The organism is Fulvivirga sp. M361, assembly GCF_007097395.1.
Taxonomy (GTDB): Bacteria; Bacteroidota; Bacteroidia; order Cytophagales; family Cyclobacteriaceae; genus Fulvivirga.
The window spans coordinates 42,997-62,410 of the sequence record NZ_VKDC01000003.1; the positions used below are offsets into that span (position 1 = coordinate 42,997).

A 19,414-nucleotide genomic window follows, 5' to 3' on the forward strand; every position below is an offset into this window, starting at 1 on the left:
AATGGAAAACAACTTTAAGGCACTAATGATGCTATTGACTATTTTGTTAACAGGATTGTCAGCAGGACTTTTCTATGCATGGTCAATATCTGTAATTCCGGGGATAAAACGTATTCCTGATAAAAGCTACCTGGAAGCTATTCAAGAGATCAACCGCTCCATTCTTAATCCGTGGTTTTTCATCCTCTTTTTTGGGGCCGCTCTAATGATGGTATATAGCGCTTATCTCCAATTCAAAACAAACGCATATCTGTCATTTTGGATCAGTCTGTGTGCAGCGGTGATCTATCTCGTAGGAACTGTAGGGATTACAGCATTTGGAAATGTTCCGTTGAATCAAATGTTGGACCAGGTACAACTCAATATACTCAATACGGGAGACTTGCAGCTCACGAGGCAGGCTTACGAAGGTCAATGGAATAGACTCCACACGATAAGGACCTTCTTTTCAGTTGTATCTTTTCTTTTACTGACTGTTCGATACAATGGTCATCAGACGGCAACAGATCTTCTTTAGAGAATTACAGTGCTCTTTGAATAGACTATTTTATAAGATTCTATCCATCTAATGAATCATAAAACACAAGAGTTTAAATTATTTAAATAAAACAATTATGGAAAGTAAAAAAGTATTGGTACTTGGAGGAACTGGTAAAACAGGACGTAAAGTAGCCAAAAAATTAACCGACCTTAATCAATCAGTCCGGATTGGCTCAAGGAATGAAAGCCCGGCATTTGATTGGGAGGCTCCTGAAACATGGGAGGGAGCCCTGGATGGAATGGATGCTGTTTATATCACCTTTCAACCCGACCTGGCAGTGCCGGGTGCTGTTGAAGCCATTAAAAGGTTTACAGCACAAGCCGTCAGTAGTGGTGTAAAAAAGATGGTATTACTTTCCGGGAGAGGAGAAAAGGAAGCCGAACTTAGCGAAGAGGTTGTAATAAATGCCGGGGTGGACTGGACGATAGTTAGGGCAGATTGGTTTAACCAGAATTTCAGTGAAGATTTCTTTTTAGATCCAGTTTTGGCCGGGCATCTCGCCTTGCCCAGGGCAGAGGTACTTGTGCCTTTTGTTGATACAGATGATATTGCTGATGTTGTGGTGGCTTCACTGCTATACCCTGATCATAACGGTAAGGTCTATGAATTAACAGGGCCACGGTTATTGACCTTTGGAGAGGTGGTTGAAGAAATTTCGAAAGCTACAGGCAGGGATATTAAATTTCAATCGATCACTATGGAGGCATATACAAAAATGCTTAGTGACTACCAGGTGCCGAAGGATTACATATGGTTAATCAATTATCTTTTCACAGAAGTTCTGGATGGCCGCAATTCCAACACTACTGATGACCTGGAACGTGTATTGGGAAGGAAGGCTAAAGATTTTGTGGAATATGTAAATGAAACAGCAACCACAGGAGTATGGACCCCTTCTGAGAAATAAAGTAATTCCATACAAGTCGGGCTATTGTTTTGACTCCGATAGCAAAAGTGACTGGTATAGTCAGGCTATTTGACGTCTTGCAAGTGCCTGACTTTTTCTGTTAACTGGCCTCAATACATTCTTCTGGGAGAAGGAAACAAATAAAGATAAAGGCTTGTCATAGTACTGACAACCGTTCTTTCCAGGCATTTTGCGGGTAAACCTTCTTCTGTTTCCTTCGTTCTTATTGAAAGTTGGCAGGATAAACCTTGATCACATCAAAAAGGCTTATTTTTGCGGCAACAAACCGAAAAAATGCAGGAAAATATTAAGTTAAACACTATCCCTGAGGCGTTGGAAGATATCCGCAATGGAAAAGTGATCATTGTGGTAGACGATGAGGACCGGGAAAATGAAGGAGATTTTATATGTGCAGCAGAATGTATTACTCCTGAAATAGTAAATTTTATGGCCACTCACGGCAGAGGCCTGATTTGTGTGCCTCTCATTGAAGACCGATGTGAAGAATTAGGACTGGATCTGATGGTGGGCAGGAATACTGCCAGTTTTGAAACACCATTTACGGTATCTGTAGACCTTATCGGGGACGGCTGTACAACAGGCATATCGGCACAAGATCGTTTTAAGACGATTAAGGCGCTTGTAAATCCGGAAACGGAACCTGAAAAGCTAGGAAAACCCGGTCATATATTCCCTTTAAAAGCTAAAGCCGGTGGCGTGTTAAGACGTGCCGGACATACGGAGGCAGGCATTGATTTTGCGCGGATGGCAGGATTCAGACCGGCTGCTGTCCTGGTAGAGATCATGAATGAAGACGGGTCGATGGCCAGGTTACCTGATTTAGTAAAAGTTGCAGAACGATTTGATCTTAAACTAGTCTCTATTCAAGACTTGATAGCCTACAGGCTTGAAGAGGAAAGCCTTATAGAAAAACGTGTGGAAGATGTACATATGCCTACTGAATTTGGTGAATTTAAGCTGACAGCCTATGAACAAAAGAATACAGGAGACAATCATCTGGCACTCGTAAAAGGTAGTTGGGATGAGGATGAGCCAGTGCTTGTCAGAGTACACTCTTCTTGTGTGACAGGCGATATCTTTGGCTCATGCCGATGTGATTGTGGAGGTCAGTTACATAATGCTATGGAAATGGTAGAGCGTGAGGGAAAAGGAGTGGTGCTTTACATGAACCAGGAAGGTAGAGGGATTGGCTTGGTAAATAAATTGAAGTCTTACAAACTACAGGAAGAAGGGCTGGATACTGTGGAGGCTAATTTGAAACTGGGTTTTGAGATGGACCAACGGGATTATGGAGTAGGAGCTCAAATATTAAGAGATCTCGGAATTAAGAAGATCAAGCTGATTTCAAATAACCCAAAGAAAAGAGTAGGACTTATAGGATATGGGCTGGAAATAGTCGATAACCTTCCTATTGAAATAGCGCCCAATAAATACAACGAGAAATACCTGAAAACCAAACGGGACAAAATGGGGCATCACATATTAAAAGACGCGGATTAACCAATGAGAACACCCCTTATTATAGTGCTACTTTCTGTGAGTGGTGTGCTGTTCGGGCAACGGTTCCCCAGCGAACTATGGCACGATGGTTACGTTGTTTTGATAGAAGGAGATACATTAAAAGGTCAGGTTAAATATGACCTTGAAACAGACCTTATTCAACATAAATTTGGCCCACAGGAGACCATAAATACCATTACTGCCAGAAGTTTGTCATTTTTTGAAATATTTGACGGCACGGCTAACCGCTATCGGCAGTTCTATGTATTGCCTTATAATGTTCGCATAGATTATCGTGCGCCGGTGATATTTGAATTAATTTACGAGGGTGAGCACCTTACATTGCTGAGTAGGGAAAAGGTAGAATATCAGGTAACGAGCTATCCATATGCTGTAAGTGGTACATACACAAGGTTGACGTTGGTTTATACTTATTATTTCTTATCGCCAAACGGTGGAATAGTGATGCATACTGGCAAGAAAAATGACTTACTTTGGAATATGAAAAGGAAATCGCCGCAAATGAAAAAATTTCTTAAGGAGAATAAGATAAAAGTAGATAGAAGGTCTGACCTTATAAAAGTAGTCAGCTATTACAACAGCCTTTTCGAGAATTCTTCAAGCAGAGTAAACTAATGAGTAAACCACTTATTTTGGTGTCTAATGATGATGGCATCACATCCAAAGGTATTCGTGTATTGGTAGAGGCGATGAAAACATTGGGAGATGTTATTGTCGTGGCACCCGATAGTCCTCAAAGTGGAATGGGGCATGCCATAACCATCGGTAATACCCTGAGACTGGAAGAAACTGATATTTTTAGTGATGTTACAGCATATGGATGCTCCGGTACCCCGGCGGATTGTGTGAAGATGGCAAAGCATTTTGTGTTAAAGGAACGTAAGCCTGACCTCGTCGTAAGTGGTATTAACCATGGTGCCAATACTTCGATCAGTGTACTTTACAGTGGCACCATGTCGGCAGCTATAGAAGCGGCCCTTGAAGGAATGCCTGCTATAGGTTTTTCCCTTTGTGATTACTCTTCTGAAGCAGATTTCAGTCATACCGTAGAGTATGTCTTGAAAATAGCTAAGAATGTGTTGAATAAAGGGCTTACAAAAGGAGTGGCACTTAACGTAAACATACCTCCAAAGAGAAACGAGGCGGTAAAAGGAATCAAAGTCTGCCGTCAGGCCAATGCCAAATGGCAAGAGGATTTTGACATGCGATACGACCCGTATGGACGCAGGTACTTCTGGTTGGCAGGCAATTTTATCAACCATGATAAAGGAGAAGATAATGACGAATGGGCTATTGCCAATAACTACATTTCAATAGTACCCTGTCAATATGATCTCACAGCTTATCACGCTGTTAAACATATCAATGAGGAATGGGATCTTTGATATTCAGGGGTTTACAAGGTTAAAACTTGTATTTCAAATAAACATTTACTGCAGGCACAGTTTGATCAAGTGTTCTTCCGTATCCAGGTATTGCGTATGTATCTACAGGTGAAAATTTATCTCTTTGATTCATCACTCTTAATGTAAACTGCCCTCCAACGGCCCACTTTTCATTTTTTAACTTTTTTTCTGAACCCATCACTAATTCAAACCAGTTGGCTTCCAGGTCTTTTTCACTAAAGCTTACACTATATGTATCGAAAATGTCACTACTGATCTCATACATTCCTTCATCTTCATAAAAAGCCAGGGCATACTTAATGCCTACAAAAAAAGTATTTGTATTGTCAAATGGGATCAGATAATTCACGCCAATCCTACCATAATAACCCGTGCTTTTATAAGTGCCATTTTCAAAAGCAGTTGCCGGTTCCAGTGTAGCGTAACCGGCCTGAAAGTTAGGAGCGAGCTTGTTGGACAGTTGAATGGCGATACCCGCTTCCAGTTTGCTCTCAAACTCTGAAAACTGTGTGATCAACTTTCCATAGTCCAGGTACACCTCCAGGCCTGTATCTATCACCAGTTTGGTAGAATCCTCCTGTGCATTTCCCTTTAAAAATATAAGAGTGAACAGCAGACTAAAAACGAGCGGTAACAGTGGTTTCATTGCTGGTACAAGTAGTAGATGAATCTTGACATATATAAGTGATTTCCAAGCTTTCGCTTATGACATCCGTCAGAAATGCTTCGACAATCACGGTTCGCTGTTCCACTACTGTATTACGTTCATAAGTAGCTTTCAGATCATATTGTTGGCCCTCAAGGGAAATTTCAAATTCACTTATGTCTTCGGCGGGGTTTAAAGGAATTCTGAAGATCTCCGCACTGTCCGGAGAAGGTATTATCGGGTTTATACCGGCGGGGGAGGATATCCCGAATACTCTTACACTGCCGCTTTCGATGTCCGTAACCGTAAGGTTAAATGCTGATTTTGTAGTATTTAACGCTGCTTTTTCCTCATTAAGACTATCAATAGTTTCTGTACGATCTATGACACTATCTAATGCCAATATAGCGATGGTGTCATCAATGTCTTTTACTGTCAGGTCTATTTCCTCGATCAATGCATTCAATTGGTCAAGGCTGTCACCATTGATGAAAACGATATTTAGAAACGGGTCAATATTATCAATTTCCGGTTCTGTATCCTCACAGGACAGTGCTACTATAAGCACACATAAGGATAGAAAGGCAGAAAATTTTAAACTCATCTTTATCACAGGCCGCAAAAATAGGAAATGTTACTGACTCGTAAGGACATTTTTCTTTAAGCAAAAATATGGCCAATTATGAGTGTTTAAAGATGGCTGCAAAAGTGCTACTGAGGGTCTACGTTAAACACGATCTTACTTGACTTTAGTGTTTTTTCCTCCATTAATTCCAGGCGGGCCTCCTGACACACCTGCTTTACTTTTCCCTGGTCGATGCCTGATCGCTCCAGCTTTATTACCAGGTCCATAAGATATTCGTTCCTGATTTTTGAAATTACCGGTTCTTCCGGGCCTAATACTCGTGAACTTCCCAGTTGGTCTCGTAGCAGATTGGCTAGTTTTTTGGCGGTGACTTCAGTTTTCTTTTTGTCTTTATTTTTGATGGTAATATGAATGAGGCGGGTAAAAGGCGGATAACGATGATTTTTACGCTCATTGACCTCAGCAGTATAAAAACCAATGTAATCGTTTTCCATGATCTGCCTGATGACCGGCAGCTCAGTGTTCCTGGCTTGTATCACTACCTGGCCGTTCTTATTTCGTCTTCCTGCCCGACCACTTACTTGGGTAGATAGCTGAAAGGTACGTTCAAACGACCTGAAATCAGGAAAATGCAGCATCCGATCGATATCCAGGATACCTACCAGGCTTACCCGGTCAAAATCAAGACCTTTACTTACCATTTGTGTTCCCACGAGTATATCAATATCTCCTTTCTCAAAATCACCGATAATGGTTTCATAACTGTATTTACTGCGCGTGGTATCCAGGTCCATGCGCTGTACCTTAGCTGCAGGAAATAATAATTGCAGCTCTTCTTCCAGTTTTTCAGTACCAAAACCCATTGTTTTCAAATCAGTTGACCCACATGCTTCACATTCTCGAGGAGTGGGTTCTTTGTATCCACAATAATGACAAATGATCTCCTTGCGGTACTGATGGTAAGTGAGACTCACCGCACAGTTTTGGCATTTAGGTATCCAACCACATTCCTGGCAGGAGATGTAAGGACTGTACCCTCTTCTGTTTTGAAAGATAATGGCTTGTTCTTTACGATCTAATACATTTTGTATTGCAGTCATTAATACGGATGAGAACTCACCTTTCAGGAGCTTCTTTTTTCGCTCCCGGATCATGTCTGTAACGGTAAAAGCGGGCAGTTGCGCATCTCCATAGCGTTCCAGTAGTTCCACAAAGCCATACTTACCGGAAGCCGCCAGATAATACGATTCAATGGCCGGTGTAGCAGAACCTAACAGTACCTTGGCATGCTGGTAATGTGCCATGACCAGCGCTACATCCCTGGCATTGTAACGCGGTGCCGGATCATATTGTTTGTAAGAGGATTCATGCTCTTCATCTACAATGATCAGTCCCAGGTTATCAAAAGGTAGAAATATAGCTGATCGTACACCTACTACAAACTGGTAACTTCCGTTGATTACGCCTTGCCAAACTTCCACACGTTCGTTGTCAGAGAATTTGGAATGATAAACACCCATTTTATCACCAAATACCTTTTTCAGACGTACTACGATTTGTGTGGTAAGTGCTATTTCAGGTAATAGGTAAAGTGCCTGTGAACCACCTTCCAGGGCATCCTCTATCAGTTTAATGTAGACTTCTGTTTTGCCACTGCCCGTTATTCCATGTAAAAGTACAGTGTCTTTTTGCGAGAACTGGGCCATTATTTCAGCTTTGACCTTTTCCTGGGTGGACGTAAGCGTTATTTTAGTGAGCTCTGAAGGTTGTTTTGCAAATCGGGATACTATCACTTCAAATTCTTCCAGAATGCCGTTTTTTACTAACGTCTTAATGGAAGATCCTGACAGCCCTTCTGTTTTGAATCGTTTTTTGTTTAATCCATCAACATTTAATTCAGGGTTTTGATATACCGGTACATGCTGGAGATAGAAAAGTAACACCTCTTCTTGCTTCGGGCTGGTACTTAATTGATCAAATACTGTTTCCAATTTACCCTGAAGTATCTTTTGAGCTATTCGTAGACGTGTTTCTTTTTTTGGCTTATATTTTTCACGTACCTCTTCAAAAATTAAAATGGTCCCTTTTGATACCAGTGATTTTAGTAAGCTATATATCGTTTTCTGATGTGTTATCTTACTTATGTCTGTATAGGAGAGCTCATCATTTCTGGATAATGCTTCGAGTACCAGTAGTTCTTTTTCGCTGAATTCAACAGAAGACTCATACAAGTCAAATTCCGGGTGGAGCTGCACACGGGACTCGCTGCTGAGCTTTAACCCGGATGGTAAGGCTATGTTCAATACTTCTCCAAGGGTACACATGTAGTAATCAGCCATCCACTGGAACATCTTTATTTGTACCGGGTATATTACCGGTATCTCATCGAGGAGTTCCAGAATGTACTTGGCTTCATACTTGGCAGGAGGGGTCTCATGAATATCACCGATCACTCCTGTAACAATTTTTCTTGAGCCAAATTGTACCACTACCCTACAGCCTACCGATACGTGTTCATTCAGTTCAAAAGGCACCCGATATGTAAACATACGCGGTATCGGCACCGGAAGTATAAGGTCAACAAATAGTGTTAACCTGGTTGTTTCCGTCAGTGTATTGAGCTGTAGCTGCGACAAATGTGCTGGGATAAAATTCAAAAATAGGAGACCGGCCTTGAAGAAGAAAACTAAAATGAAATATCTATTCTATGAAATTGCATTTGAGTAATGAAAATACCTTCAATAGCGCAAACTTCGACAGATCAGTACCCTGGGCGGGAGAACTTTTCTATTATCTATTTCCTCACTTTTTTTAATTGCTTGTAAGCCTCTTCGACTGATGTTACAGGTAACTTACATGTTTTATTATAACATACGTAAATGGTGGTTTCGCCATTTATGGCATATTTCCCTTTCATCAAAGGAAGGTCACTTTCTTTCAAAGCGCCCATCATGACTTTGTTAGGCAGATATTTTTTTGAAAATTCCTGTTGTACACGTTGTGCATCAGGGCCTACGATAGATATTTCCGCCGTAGGTGTAGCAAAGTAACCATACAATATACCCCAGTTGGAAAGGTTGGCTGTTTCGGCTTCCGTTAATTCAGCCATTTTTGATACCATCTTTGACGCCTTACTCTTAAACTCCTCTATGTCATAGATCACCCCTAACTGATACAAATTGATAGCCATTTGGGAATTGGAAGCTGGAATGACATTGTCAAACACCTCTTTTTTACGTGCAATGAGCCTTTCCGCACTGTCATCAGTAAAAAAGAAGAGTCCCTCTGTTTTATCATAAAAATGGTCCAGTACATATTCCGTAAGAGATAACGCCTTCGACAACCATTTTTCTTCGAATGTTACCTGGTAAAGTGCGGTAAGCCCGTTGATGACAAAGGCATAATCTTCCAGGTAGGCCGGAATAGAAGCTTCTCCGTTTTTGTACGATCGGTAAAGTTGATCGTCTCTTACCATGTTTTCTAATATAAAATCAGCGTTATCCTTTGCGAGTAAAAGAAATTTTTCATCATTGAATGCACGATGCGCGTCTATCAGCCCTTTCAGCATTAAGCCGTTCCAACCTGAAAGTATTTTGTCATCCATACCGGGACGAACCCTATCAGACCTGGCGTCCAATAACGTACGTTCAGCGCTTTCCAGCTTTGCTTCCAGCAGATCATTATCTATTTTATGTTTTTTGATGAATTTTTCATCAGACATAGTACGTCTCAATATGTTCTTGTCCTCCCAGTTACCTTCGCTGGAAATGTCATAATAGTCTTTTACTATAGGCGAAGCCTCACCAAGTAATTGGTCTACTTCCTGTTCATTCCAAACGTAGAACTTGCCTTCTTCACCCTCACTATCGGCATCCAGCGCAGCATAAAACCCACCTGATGCGTCTAACATTTCACGTTCCAGCCACTGCACGGTTTTATAGACCACTTCCTTATAAAGTTTTTTGCCAGTCACTGTGTAAGCTTCTGAATAAAGGCTCATTAACTGTCCATTATCGTAAAGCATTTTCTCAAAATGTGGCGCCAGCCACTCGGCGTCAGTAGAATAGCGTGCCCACCCGCCGCCTATTTGATCGAATATGCCACCCATGGCTATTTGATCTAAGGTAATTGTTAGCTGTTCCAAAGCTTCAGCATCTTGTGTGTAATGATAATAGTGCATCAAAAATAACCATATGCCGGGCATAGGGAATTTAGGTGCCCTGTTAAACCCTCCGTATTCGGGATCAAACTTTTTACGGAGCGATTGGAACATTTTTGATAGCGAAGTTGCCTGAAAGTCAGTATCAGTACCCGTTAATTGATATTTGATCACCTCACTTGTAGCCAAGGCATTGGTCAGATCTCCGGCAGACTTTTCTATCTCAGAGCGCTTATCGGTAAAGGCTTTGGTCACATTTTCCAATAGTTTTACCCACTGCTGAGGAGGGAAATAGGTCCCTCCGTAGAATGGTTTTTGATCCGGAGTAAGAAACACATTGAGTGGCCAACCCCCATTTAACCCCATGGCCTGTACAGCATCCATATACACCTGGTCTACATCGGGCCGTTCTTCCCGGTCTACCTTTATGCATATGAAATTATCATTCATCACAGTCGCTATGCTATCATTTTCAAAAGACTCTCTTTCCATAACATGGCACCAATGACAGGCTGAATATCCAATACTCACAATAATAGGTTTATCCTCTTTTTTGGCTTTTTCTAAAGCCTCGTTGCCCCAGGGATACCAGTCTACGGGATTATAGGCATGTTGTAATAAGTAAGGGCTGGTACTTTCTATTAACCTGTTGGCTTGGTGTCCATGCGTGTTTTTTTCTGACATCTGGCTTTCCGTTGGGTTGCATCCTGCTACATAGAATGCTATGGTGAGTAAAATGAAAGGTCGTTTCATACTAGTTGATGATCAAAGCAGTTGAGCCTTGAGCTTATTTAACTCTTCGGTAATATCAAACTTATCACTTAATTCAAGGAGTTGTTCTATCGTATGTTGGATAAATTTCTGGTGTCCTTCAGAAGCTATATTAAAAGGTCTGTGATTAAGTGCTTTTTGTACGACCGACCATTTTTGTATAAGTTGTAGGGTTTCTTCGTCAAGATAGGCTGCAGTAAACTTGCTCCAGATATAATCCTCTGCGACATCACTGGGATGAAGCATGTCCGGTTTGTAAAACCGATAGTCTCTCAGGTCATCTATCATAATCTCATAACTTGGAAAGTAATTGGCGTTCTCGTGTTGCATTATGAATTTATAACACGCGGTACGCAGTATTGATTTACTCACCATATTCAACTCCAATGTTTCCTTGAGGTGTCTTACGGGGGATACAGTAAGGATCAGTTTTATTGATGGGTTAAAGGCATGAAGCTTTTCTTGCAAACGTTTAAAAGCATCTATGATTTTTGCTTCCTCCAAAAGGGACTTTGAAAACTCTCTGGCCGGTACCTTATGGCAGTTGGAAACTATGGCATTCAGTGTTTCATGTTCATATACCATAGCAGTACCTAGTGTAATGAGCAGATAATCTGCACATTTCAAAAACTCATGCACTTGTGCAAGTGCCGTTAATATCCTGCTCTTTAATTCTTCCTTATCCGGGCTTGAAAACTGCGAGTGAAAGTCATAATGTGCCCATAGCCCTTGTGTGTTTACAAAACCGGACTCAGGAGGGGTTTGCTTGTTTAACGCGTACTCAAGCAGACGAATAATGGAAATAGGATTGTAGGCTGTTCCAAATGGATTGACAAGTACTGAAAATTTGTTTTGCCTAAAACGATATCCCATTGCATCCGAGAAACATGACCCTATCGTTAGAATGGAGCTGGAGAAGTTAATTTTTTTCTGTGCGGCAGCCGGATTGATCTCTGTGCGAAACATACCTTAAAAATAGTGAGTTTACATTATGAATAGAGATCAGTGCTAACAAAAAAGGTCGTGAAACGAATTCCACGACCTTTTTCTTTGTAGTGATTTAGGTAAACTACTCCGCTATAACTTTTACAACGATATCGTGTTGTACTTGTCTGTGTAGATCAAGTGTGGCGGTATATTCCCCTAATTGCTTTATGCTTGGTAAAGAAATTTTCTTTCTATCAACTTCAAATCCTTTATTCTGAAGTGCAGAAGATACCTGTAAGGTAGTGATAGCTCCAAAGATTTTACCACTGTCACCTGCTTTAGTACCTATTTCCAGCGTCAGGCCGCCAATTTTATTGGCTATTTCTTCAGCATCTTTCTGAAGCTTTTCTGCTTTGTGAGCAGCCTGTTTTATATTCTCAGCGATCTTCTTCTGATTACCGGTATTTGCAATGATGGCAAAACCTTGTGGGATCAGATAATTTCTGCCGTATCCGGGCTTTACAGATACCGTATCATTTTTGTATCCAAGCCCTTGTATATCTTGCGTTAGTATTACATCCATATCCGTCAAAGCTTATTTTAAAGAATCAGTCACATAAGGAAGCAATCCTAAGTGTCTTGCTCTTTTTACTGCCTGAGATACTTTCTTTTGGAATTTCAGACTTGTTCCGGTTATCCTGCGAGGTAAGATCTTACCCTGCTCGTTTACGAACTTCAAAAGGAAGTCAGGATCTTTATAATCAATGTATTTGATGCCGTTTTTCTGAAAACGACAATACTTAGCTCTGTTTTCTCCTCTGTTTAGAGGCTCATTCATTAATGTCATTTCTTTACAGGCTCCTCCTTAGCTTTTTTATCTTTCTTAAATGCACCTTTTCTTCTTCTTTCGTTGTACTCGATAGCGTGCTTATCAAGTGCAGTGGTGAGAAATCTCATTACCGCCTCATCTCGTCTGAATTCTGTCTCCAGTTTGTCAATGGCTTCAGGAACTGCCTTAAATTCAAAAAGGTTATAGAACCCGGTGGACTTATGCTGGATAGGATATGCCAGTTTTCTAAGCCCCCAGTTTTCTTCATTGATCATTTCAGCTTTCGCGTCTTTGAGCACCTGGATGAATTTGTTGACAGTATCCTTCATCTGATCTTCAGACAAAACGGGATTTAAAATGAATACCGTCTCGTAATTTTTCATAAGAATAATTTTGTTTAAAAATTTTGAGGTGCAAATCTAATGATATTAGGTAAATAATAAAATCATTCTTCTCGAAATTGAAAAGGTCGGTTAGTGGAATATAGTATGAAAGATAAAACGTCAGGCAATTGACATACATTTCTTTACACAATAAATACCGTATCAATTAATAGGTTAAACCGTTAACCGGAATATGTTTTTGAAATGGCTGATGATCCTGGGCTTACTTTTTTTAGGACTGATTTTTATGGCATCATGTGATGCGCAATCCATTAAATCATCCTCTGAACCGCCTTCCCATGAACTGTGGACGTCATTACTTCGGACGCACGTAAAAAGTAACGGGTTAGTGGATTATCAAGGTCTGGTCAAGGACAGAGAAAAATTAGAGCAATACCTGGACCTGCTGAGCGCTAATGCCCCGGATCCGGATGCCTGGACTGAACAGGAAAAACTTGCTTATTGGATTAACGTGTATAACGCATTTACGATTAAATTAATTGTGGATAACTACCCCGTAGAGAGCATTAAGGACCTGCATCCGGTAAATATTCCTTTTGTAAGTTCCGTATGGCAGAAAAAGTTTTTTAAGATCGGAGGTGTCAATATGAATTTGGATCAGGTAGAGCATTCCATTCTGAGAAAGAAATTTGTTGAACCAAGAATACATTTTGCCGTTAACTGTGCTTCGATGTCATGTCCGCCATTGAGAAATGAAGCTTTTACGGCTGATGAGTTGGAACATCAACTCACAGAACAGGCGATTAACTTTATTAATGATCCGCTACAGAATGAGATTACAGCAGAAGAAGTACGTATTTCCAGGATATTTAGCTGGTTTCGACGTGATTTTACGAAAAATGGGTCATTTGAAGACTTTTTAAATATGTATTCAAAATTGAAGGTAGACAGAGGGGTTGATATAAATTACCTGGATTATGATTGGAAGTTGAATGATGGGAGTAGGGAATAATCAGGTTTTGGTGGAATAGCGCAGTTTTTCTGCGCTATTTTTTTTCATTATGCTTATCGGTGGGGCGAATATATTTATGCGCTAATATGGCAAATCGGATCATCGAAACATGCTGATCTACACGTTAATATCTATTACTTACCCTTAAACATTACTTCATACGGAAATAACTTTTCATTAACATTTAGATTTAACGCGAAAAGCACTAATTTGAAAAGCTGAACTACCGAATCAATTGGTACGACACCATTTCAAACTTAAATGATATTCCTTTGGCGGTAAGGAACAGACATCAGGAACAAATTGGGGAATACAGCATAGTCAGTAAAACAGAGAACCATCCCTTACATTCTTCTGATCAGGAAGTCTGGAAAAGGTTTGTTCAGGGTGACGAACTGGCTTTTGCTCATATCTATCGGTTAAATGTGAACCTGCTGGTCAACTTTGGCCGCCAATTTACCAATGATCACGAATTGGTGAAAGATGTCATCCAGGATTTGTTTATAAGATTGCGTCATCCTAATACTTCCCAAAAAGTAGTTAAGATCAAATCATTTCTGTTCAAGTGCTTTTACAGGGACCTGATCAAAAGAATGGATCGGGAGAAAACGTTTGATGATGCTTTTCAGCAAGACTCTTTCGCAATTACAATGTCACCGGAACATACTTTGATCAATCAACAGTTAGATTGTTTAAAGCGACATCATTTGAGTGAATCAATTGAAAAACTGTCTGTCAGACAAAAACAAGCCCTTCTCTTATTTTACTATGAAGACTTTTCCTATAAAGAGATTGCAAGTATTCTGGATATGAAAAGTGTTAAATCTGCCAGGAAGTTGGTTTACAGGGCTATAAGTAAGTTGAGGTCCGTTATAAACCCGACTTTTTTAAAGGTAATATCCATTATTCTGCTGATATATCCTTTTGGCACTTGAGCTTCAGCTAAGTGCATTCTACCGCTAATCCTAAAAAAAGAAAAATTTAATTGGGGTCATTCGTTCAAATTATTGCTCATTATTCTGAGCAATGTTGAATTTATGAACTACACAGATTACGAGGTCCAAGATTTTCTCAAGGATGAGTCATTCGTTGCATGGGTAAAAAGAAACGATCCTGATCTCAACGATTTCTGGGAGAAATGGCTGGCTAATAACCCGGAGAAGGCAGCCATTTTAGAAGAAGCGGCACAGATCATAAGGTCCACCCATTACGATAGCGTGCATCAACTGACTTCGCAAGAATACATCATGTTATATGAAAATGTACTACGTAAATCAGATCTGAATTATAATAAAGAAGAGCGTCGTAAGACAGTACCAATTGGTTTGATCGCAGCTGCTTCGATAATCTTATCGGTGTTAGTACTTGTCGGTATTTGGAGATCACCCGGATTAAATGAAAGAAAGAGTGTAGTAGTTTATGAATCAGTAATAAAAGAGAAAAAGACATCCAATGGTCAGAAGCTAAGTTTCAAGTTGCCGGATGGTACCAAAGTTATTTTGAACGCGGCCAGCACCATCTCATATTCTGTCCCTTTTATGAGAGAAAATCGTGAAGTGAAACTGGAGGGCGAAGCTTTTTTTGATGTCGTGGAAGATAGAAAAAAACCTTTTACAGTGATTACCAGTAACTTTTCAGCTACTGTTTTAGGAACTTCTTTTAACGTATTTGCCTACCAGAATGAAACCGAACATACCTTATCACTATTGACCGGTAAGGTCAAGGTAGAGAGCCCCTATGCATCCAATGATGGACCTCAAATACTTGAGCCGGGACATCAGATCAAGTTTGATATTGAATCCAATAATTTCAGCCGGCAAACCTTCAACCCACAACTAATAACAGGTTGGAAAGACGGAATAATCACCTTTAAAGATGCTGACTTTGCCAAGGTAATCAGTACACTGGAGCGTTGGTACGGTGTTGAGATTGCTATTATAAATGAGAATAAAATGAAAGAGCGGCAGTTTTCAGGCACGTTTGAAAAAAAGAGCCTCGAACATGTGCTTCAGGTACTGAGTTTTTCCGGTGGGTTTTCTTTTAGCATAAAAGATAAAGCGGTCATTATAGAGTTTTCAGATTAACCATAAAATAGTATTAACCAAAACAAAACAAGCTATGCATCAAATAAATACCAGTTAGTTGTAAAAACCCGGACTTAGAGCCCGGGTCTTTTCCTAAATCTTAACCGCATTGTTATCGCCAAATAACCTTCAGTGCGGCAAGAGATTTCATGATCAAATTTTTCATAAAACCACACAAAGATATGAAACATAGATTTTTACGAGTAATCCTAGAGTCTTTGAAGTTCACATGTTATATTCTAATTATACAAGCTCTCTTTATTACATCTTTAATGGCATCTAATGCCAATGCTCAAATGAAGAGTGTAAAAGAGGTTTACATTCAGTTGGATCTTAAAAATGCCAGTGTCACGGATATTTTTGAAGATATCGAAACAGAAACCAGTTTTAAGTTCCATTTTTTCAAAAGAGACATAAAGAATAACATAAGACTGGATTTTGCAGATGCTAATTTGAGTGTTGCAGAAGTACTCTATAAAGTAGCCGAGGCGGCTAATCTAAAATTCCGTCAGGTGAATGAAAATATAGCAGTATCAAGGGATGATAAAACTTCAGAGGTCGTATCAGTCATTGAAGTCCTTCCTATAACAGGTACTGTTACGGACGACAAAGGGGAACCTCTGGCAGGTGTAAATGTGGTGGTGAAGGGCACCACTATAGGTACTATAACGGATATAAACGGCAATTATTCACTTGAAATCCCGGAGAAAGCTACACTGGTGTTTTCATTTGTAGGTTTATTGACGGAAGAGGTGGTAGTAGGCACAAATTCGGTAGTTGATGTACGAATGCAGCCCGATGCTAAAACCCTTACGGAAGTTATTGTGGTAGCTTATGGGACTTCTAAGAAAGGGTCTTTCACAGGTTCAGCTACACAAATCAATTCGGAAGCCCTGGAAGGCAGAGCGCTGACAAACATTACCTCTGCGATCGAAGGTGTTGCCGGTGTCCAATTTTCGCCTGGTAGTGGCCAGCCGGGATCCACTTCACCCCTGAGAATAAGAGGGTTTGGCTCGGTAAATGCTTCCAGTAGACCACTTTATGTAGTAGACGGGATAATATTTTCAGGTAGCCTTTCAAGTATAAACCCCAATGATATAGAAAGTATTACCATATTAAAAGATGCTTCTTCCACAGCGTTGTATGGCTCTAAAGCCGCCAATGGTGTAGTGTTGCTAACTACCAAGACGGGAAAGTCAGGAAAGCCAAAGTTTTCAGTCAACGTGAGTCAGGGAGTTACTTCCAGGTTTATTCCGGAATATGAGCGGGTTAGTGCAGAACAGTACTATCCGTTAATGTGGGAGGCGTTACGAAACAGTTTGTCCATTTCCGGAAATACACCCCAGGCAGATGCCAATCAACGAGCTTCTGACGGGATTTTCGATGAATTGGAAACGAATCCCTTTAATGTTCCTAATGATGAGATCGTATTGACCGATGGAACACTTAACCCAAATGCACAGCTTTTATACCCGGATGACCTGGACTGGCAAGACCAGTTAACAAGAGGAGGAGCACGTACCAACGTGGACATGTCTTACCAGGGAGGGTCAGGTAAGAGTAATTATTTTGTATCTATGGGATACCTGAATGATAAAGGTTGGATACTCAATGCTGATTTCGAGAGAATATCAGGTAGGATTAATGTTACTACGCAACCAAAGGAGTGGATTAAAACAGGTTTTAACCTTTCCGGTGCTACTTCCAATTCAAATCAGGCTGCTGATGCCGGAAGTACTTCTTTTGTCAATCCATTTTTTTCTACCAGAAACATAGCCCCTATATATCCTGTTTTTGAGCATGATCCTGTTACGGGGGAATTTATACTGGATGAAAGAGGCAACCCTATTTATGACCTTGGAGATAATCGGGTAGGAAATACAAATGGGAGACATGCCATCCAGGAAACTATTCTCAATGTGGATCGTGATAGAATATTTTCCGTATCGGCCCGTTCGTTTGTTGATCTTTATTTTCTGAAAGACTTCAAATTCACCTTTAATGCCAGTCTTGATAAACGGTTTTTTAATAATGAAGAATTTGACAACCCAATCGTAGGTGATGGACAACCGGCGGGTAGAGCAGGGCGTGACGCCAGTACACGCACATCTGTGAGTTTCAATCAACTATTGAATTATACTAAAGACTTCAATAATCACAGTATTTCGATTTTGGCTGGTCATGAAAGTTTTGAATATGAATTCAACCTAATGGAAGGGAACAGACTTCAACTGGTGGCAGAGGGTAACACTGAACTAATCAATTTTACCACTACCTCTAACCTAAATTCGAGGACAGACCTGTATACTACAGAGGGGTATCTTGGACGTATAGAGTATGACTACGATGATCGTTACTTTTTCTCCAGTTCTTTTCGCAGAGATGGGTCTTCTCGCTTTGACAGGTCCGTTCGCTGGGGTAATTTCTGGTCGGTTGGCGGTGCATGGAGAATTGACCAGGAGGCTTTTGCAAGTAACTTTTCAATGGTGGATCTGCTAAAGTTAAGAGCTTCTTACGGGCAGGTAGGAAACGACTCAAATTTATCTGACGATCCAGATAATAATGGAATAAGTTTTTATGCCAGTCAGGCGCTTTTTGCATTGAATAATAACAATGCGAGTGAACCGGGAATTCTGTTTGATGCTTTGGATGCTCCGGCTTTGGGCTGGGAGGCTAACTCTCAATTTGATGTAGCGCTCGAGTTCGGATTGTTAAACGATAGAATTTCAGGAAGCTTTGAATATTATGATCGTATTACAGACAATTTGCTCTTTGAGGTTCCACTTCCATTGTCATACGGAATAGACGATGTGAATAGAAATATCGGTTCAATGTTCAACAGAGGTTTTGAGGTGAATTTATCAGCAGATGTTATCAGAGGTCGAGGCTTTTCATGGCGACTGAGTGTTAACGCTTCTACCTTGAAAAATGAGTTTACCAAGTTACCCCAGGATGAAATTATTAATGGCACCAAGAAGCTGGTAGTCGGAGGTTCCATCTATGACTATTGGTTGAGGGATTGGTATGGAGTAGATCCTGAAGATGGGGCAGCGCTTTACGTGCTTGACCCGGACGTAGATGAGACTGACGCAGCTGTGAGAACGGTCGACGGCGTATTGGTAACTACAGATCAAAATGACGCCAAATTTGACTTTGTAGGTACGGCAGTCCCTGATGTATTTGGAAGTTTCACCAATACCCTTTCTTACAAAGGGGTACGATTAGGCTTCTTATTTACTTACCAGGTTGGTGGGGAGACATATGATACCAACTTTGCATCACTTATGTCATCTGGTGATTACGGTGATGCCTTGAGTACTGAAATTTTGGGACGTTGGCAGAAGCCGGGTGACAGAACGGATGTGCCAAGGTTAGATGCTTCTAAAATAGTTCCTTTTGGAGCGGCGTCAGACCGGTGGCTGGTCAGTTCGAGCTACATCTCGCTACGCCAGATCAATTTATCGTATGACCTGCCTGACAAATACACGGAACTCGTAGGAATGAGTAGTGCGCGTATATATGTTAATGCAGAGAACCTATTCCTACGTACCAAAAGAAAAGGGATGGATGTGAATCAGAATTTCAATGGTACCACACAAAACAGGTTTACACCTTCAAGAGTGGTTACTGTGGGCCTCAATGTTGCATTTTAAAACGAGT

The 19,414-nt window shown here is 40.6% G+C and carries 17 protein-coding genes; 9 read left to right on the forward strand and 8 right to left on the reverse strand.

Features of this window, described 5'->3' with window-relative positions; genetic code table 11:
• The first annotated feature begins 1 nt into the window (after position 1).
• The 5 genes from FNH22_RS02695 to surE all read left to right on the forward strand — a co-directional run bounded on the left by FNH22_RS02695 (position 2) and on the right by surE (position 4,375).
• Positions 2 to 517, forward strand: coding sequence for a DUF1772 domain-containing protein (locus FNH22_RS02695; protein WP_143396784.1), 516 nt, complete (start codon positions 2 to 4; stop codon positions 515 to 517).
• Positions 518 to 614: 97 nt separating this feature from the next.
• Complete coding sequence (locus tag FNH22_RS02700; protein ID WP_143396785.1) at positions 615 to 1,448, forward strand: SDR family oxidoreductase; 834 nt, start codon at positions 615 to 617, stop codon at positions 1,446 to 1,448.
• A gap of 294 nt (positions 1,449 to 1,742) precedes the next feature.
• Entirely contained in the window at positions 1,743 to 2,969 is a 1,227-nt protein-coding gene (locus FNH22_RS02705) for a bifunctional 3,4-dihydroxy-2-butanone-4-phosphate synthase/GTP cyclohydrolase II (RefSeq protein WP_143396975.1), read from the forward strand.
• Positions 2,970 to 2,972: 3 nt separating this feature from the next.
• Positions 2,973 to 3,605, forward strand: coding sequence for a hypothetical protein (locus FNH22_RS02710; RefSeq protein ID WP_143396786.1), 633 nt, complete (start codon positions 2,973 to 2,975; stop codon positions 3,603 to 3,605).
• Entirely contained in the window at positions 3,605 to 4,375 is a 771-nt protein-coding gene (surE, locus tag FNH22_RS02715; RefSeq protein WP_143396787.1) for a 5'/3'-nucleotidase SurE, read from the forward strand. The genes FNH22_RS02710 and surE overlap by 1 nt, the downstream gene beginning before the upstream one ends.
• A 19-nt stretch (positions 4,376 to 4,394) precedes the next feature.
• Here surE and FNH22_RS02720 read toward each other — a convergent pair whose 3' ends face one another.
• The 8 genes from FNH22_RS02720 to rpsF form a co-directional block, all read right to left on the reverse strand.
• Positions 4,395 to 5,042: a DUF6048 family protein gene (locus FNH22_RS02720; RefSeq protein WP_143396788.1), complete on the reverse strand. Its 648-nt coding sequence runs from the start codon at positions 5,040 to 5,042 to the stop codon at positions 4,395 to 4,397.
• A complete protein-coding gene (locus FNH22_RS02725) occupies positions 5,014 to 5,646 on the reverse strand; it encodes a hypothetical protein (protein ID WP_143396789.1) in 633 nt (210 codons plus the stop codon). Before FNH22_RS02725 ends, FNH22_RS02720 begins: the two co-directional genes overlap by 29 nt.
• A gap of 107 nt (positions 5,647 to 5,753) precedes the next feature.
• The gene (gene priA, locus FNH22_RS02730) at positions 5,754 to 8,264 is read right to left on the reverse strand and encodes a primosomal protein N' (protein ID WP_255517965.1); all 2,511 of its coding nucleotides are present in this window, start codon (positions 8,262 to 8,264) and stop codon (positions 5,754 to 5,756) included.
• Between the two features lie 158 nt (positions 8,265 to 8,422).
• Positions 8,423 to 10,540 carry a thioredoxin domain-containing protein gene (locus FNH22_RS02735; RefSeq protein ID WP_370513160.1) on the reverse strand — a complete coding sequence of 706 codons (2,118 nt, stop codon included), beginning with the start codon at positions 10,538 to 10,540 and terminating at the stop codon, positions 8,423 to 8,425.
• Between the two features lie 12 nt (positions 10,541 to 10,552).
• A complete protein-coding gene (locus FNH22_RS02740; RefSeq protein ID WP_143396790.1) occupies positions 10,553 to 11,524 on the reverse strand; it encodes a GSCFA domain-containing protein in 972 nt (323 codons plus the stop codon).
• Between the two features lie 103 nt (positions 11,525 to 11,627).
• On the reverse strand, positions 11,628 to 12,068 hold the full coding sequence (gene rplI, locus FNH22_RS02745; RefSeq protein ID WP_143396791.1) for a 50S ribosomal protein L9: 441 nt from the start codon (positions 12,066 to 12,068) through the stop codon (positions 11,628 to 11,630).
• Between the two features lie 12 nt (positions 12,069 to 12,080).
• A complete protein-coding gene (gene rpsR / locus FNH22_RS02750) occupies positions 12,081 to 12,332 on the reverse strand; it encodes a 30S ribosomal protein S18 (RefSeq protein ID WP_143396792.1) in 252 nt (83 codons plus the stop codon).
• Positions 12,329 to 12,703, reverse strand: a complete 375-nt coding sequence (gene rpsF, locus FNH22_RS02755) for a 30S ribosomal protein S6 (protein ID WP_143396793.1) — start codon at positions 12,701 to 12,703, stop codon at positions 12,329 to 12,331. Before rpsF ends, rpsR begins: the two co-directional genes overlap by 4 nt.
• A gap of 187 nt (positions 12,704 to 12,890) precedes the next feature.
• On the opposite strand from rpsF, the gene FNH22_RS02760 reads away from it, so the two are divergent.
• From FNH22_RS02760 to FNH22_RS02775, 4 genes are all read left to right on the forward strand, one after another.
• Entirely contained in the window at positions 12,891 to 13,670 is a 780-nt protein-coding gene (locus FNH22_RS02760) for a DUF547 domain-containing protein (protein WP_370513161.1), read from the forward strand.
• Between the two features lie 272 nt (positions 13,671 to 13,942).
• A complete protein-coding gene (locus tag FNH22_RS02765; protein ID WP_185154053.1) occupies positions 13,943 to 14,605 on the forward strand; it encodes an RNA polymerase sigma factor in 663 nt (220 codons plus the stop codon).
• Between the two features lie 102 nt (positions 14,606 to 14,707).
• Entirely contained in the window at positions 14,708 to 15,754 is a 1,047-nt protein-coding gene (locus FNH22_RS02770) for a FecR family protein (RefSeq protein WP_143396795.1), read from the forward strand.
• A 272-nt stretch (positions 15,755 to 16,026) separates the two neighbouring features.
• Positions 16,027 to 19,407: a TonB-dependent receptor gene (locus tag FNH22_RS02775; protein ID WP_185154054.1), complete on the forward strand. Its 3,381-nt coding sequence runs from the start codon at positions 16,027 to 16,029 to the stop codon at positions 19,405 to 19,407.
• Positions 19,408 to 19,414 lie beyond the last annotated feature (7 nt).

Coding starts and splice junctions, on each gene's coding strand:
- FNH22_RS02695 (WP_143396784.1), top strand. CDS start 2: ATGGAAAACAACTTTAAGGCACTAATGATGCTATTGACTATTTTGTTA.
- FNH22_RS02700 (WP_143396785.1), top strand. CDS start 615: ATGGAAAGTAAAAAAGTATTGGTACTTGGAGGAACTGGTAAAACAGGA.
- FNH22_RS02705 (WP_143396975.1), top strand. CDS start 1,743: ATGCAGGAAAATATTAAGTTAAACACTATCCCTGAGGCGTTGGAAGAT.
- FNH22_RS02710 (WP_143396786.1), top strand. CDS start 2,973: ATGAGAACACCCCTTATTATAGTGCTACTTTCTGTGAGTGGTGTGCTG.
- surE (WP_143396787.1), top strand. CDS start 3,605: ATGAGTAAACCACTTATTTTGGTGTCTAATGATGATGGCATCACATCC.
- FNH22_RS02720 (WP_143396788.1), bottom strand. CDS start 5,042: ATGAAACCACTGTTACCGCTCGTTTTTAGTCTGCTGTTCACTCTTATA.
- FNH22_RS02725 (WP_143396789.1), bottom strand. CDS start 5,646: ATGAGTTTAAAATTTTCTGCCTTTCTATCCTTATGTGTGCTTATAGTA.
- FNH22_RS02735 (WP_370513160.1), bottom strand. CDS start 10,540: ATGAAACGACCTTTCATTTTACTCACCATAGCATTCTATGTAGCAGGA.
- FNH22_RS02740 (WP_143396790.1), bottom strand. CDS start 11,524: ATGTTTCGCACAGAGATCAATCCGGCTGCCGCACAGAAAAAAATTAAC.
- rplI (WP_143396791.1), bottom strand. CDS start 12,068: ATGGATGTAATACTAACGCAAGATATACAAGGGCTTGGATACAAAAAT.
- rpsR (WP_143396792.1), bottom strand. CDS start 12,332: ATGACATTAATGAATGAGCCTCTAAACAGAGGAGAAAACAGAGCTAAG.
- FNH22_RS02760 (WP_370513161.1), top strand. CDS start 12,891: ATGTTTTTGAAATGGCTGATGATCCTGGGCTTACTTTTTTTAGGACTG.
- FNH22_RS02770 (WP_143396795.1), top strand. CDS start 14,708: ATGAACTACACAGATTACGAGGTCCAAGATTTTCTCAAGGATGAGTCA.
- FNH22_RS02775 (WP_185154054.1), top strand. CDS start 16,027: ATGGCATCTAATGCCAATGCTCAAATGAAGAGTGTAAAAGAGGTTTAC.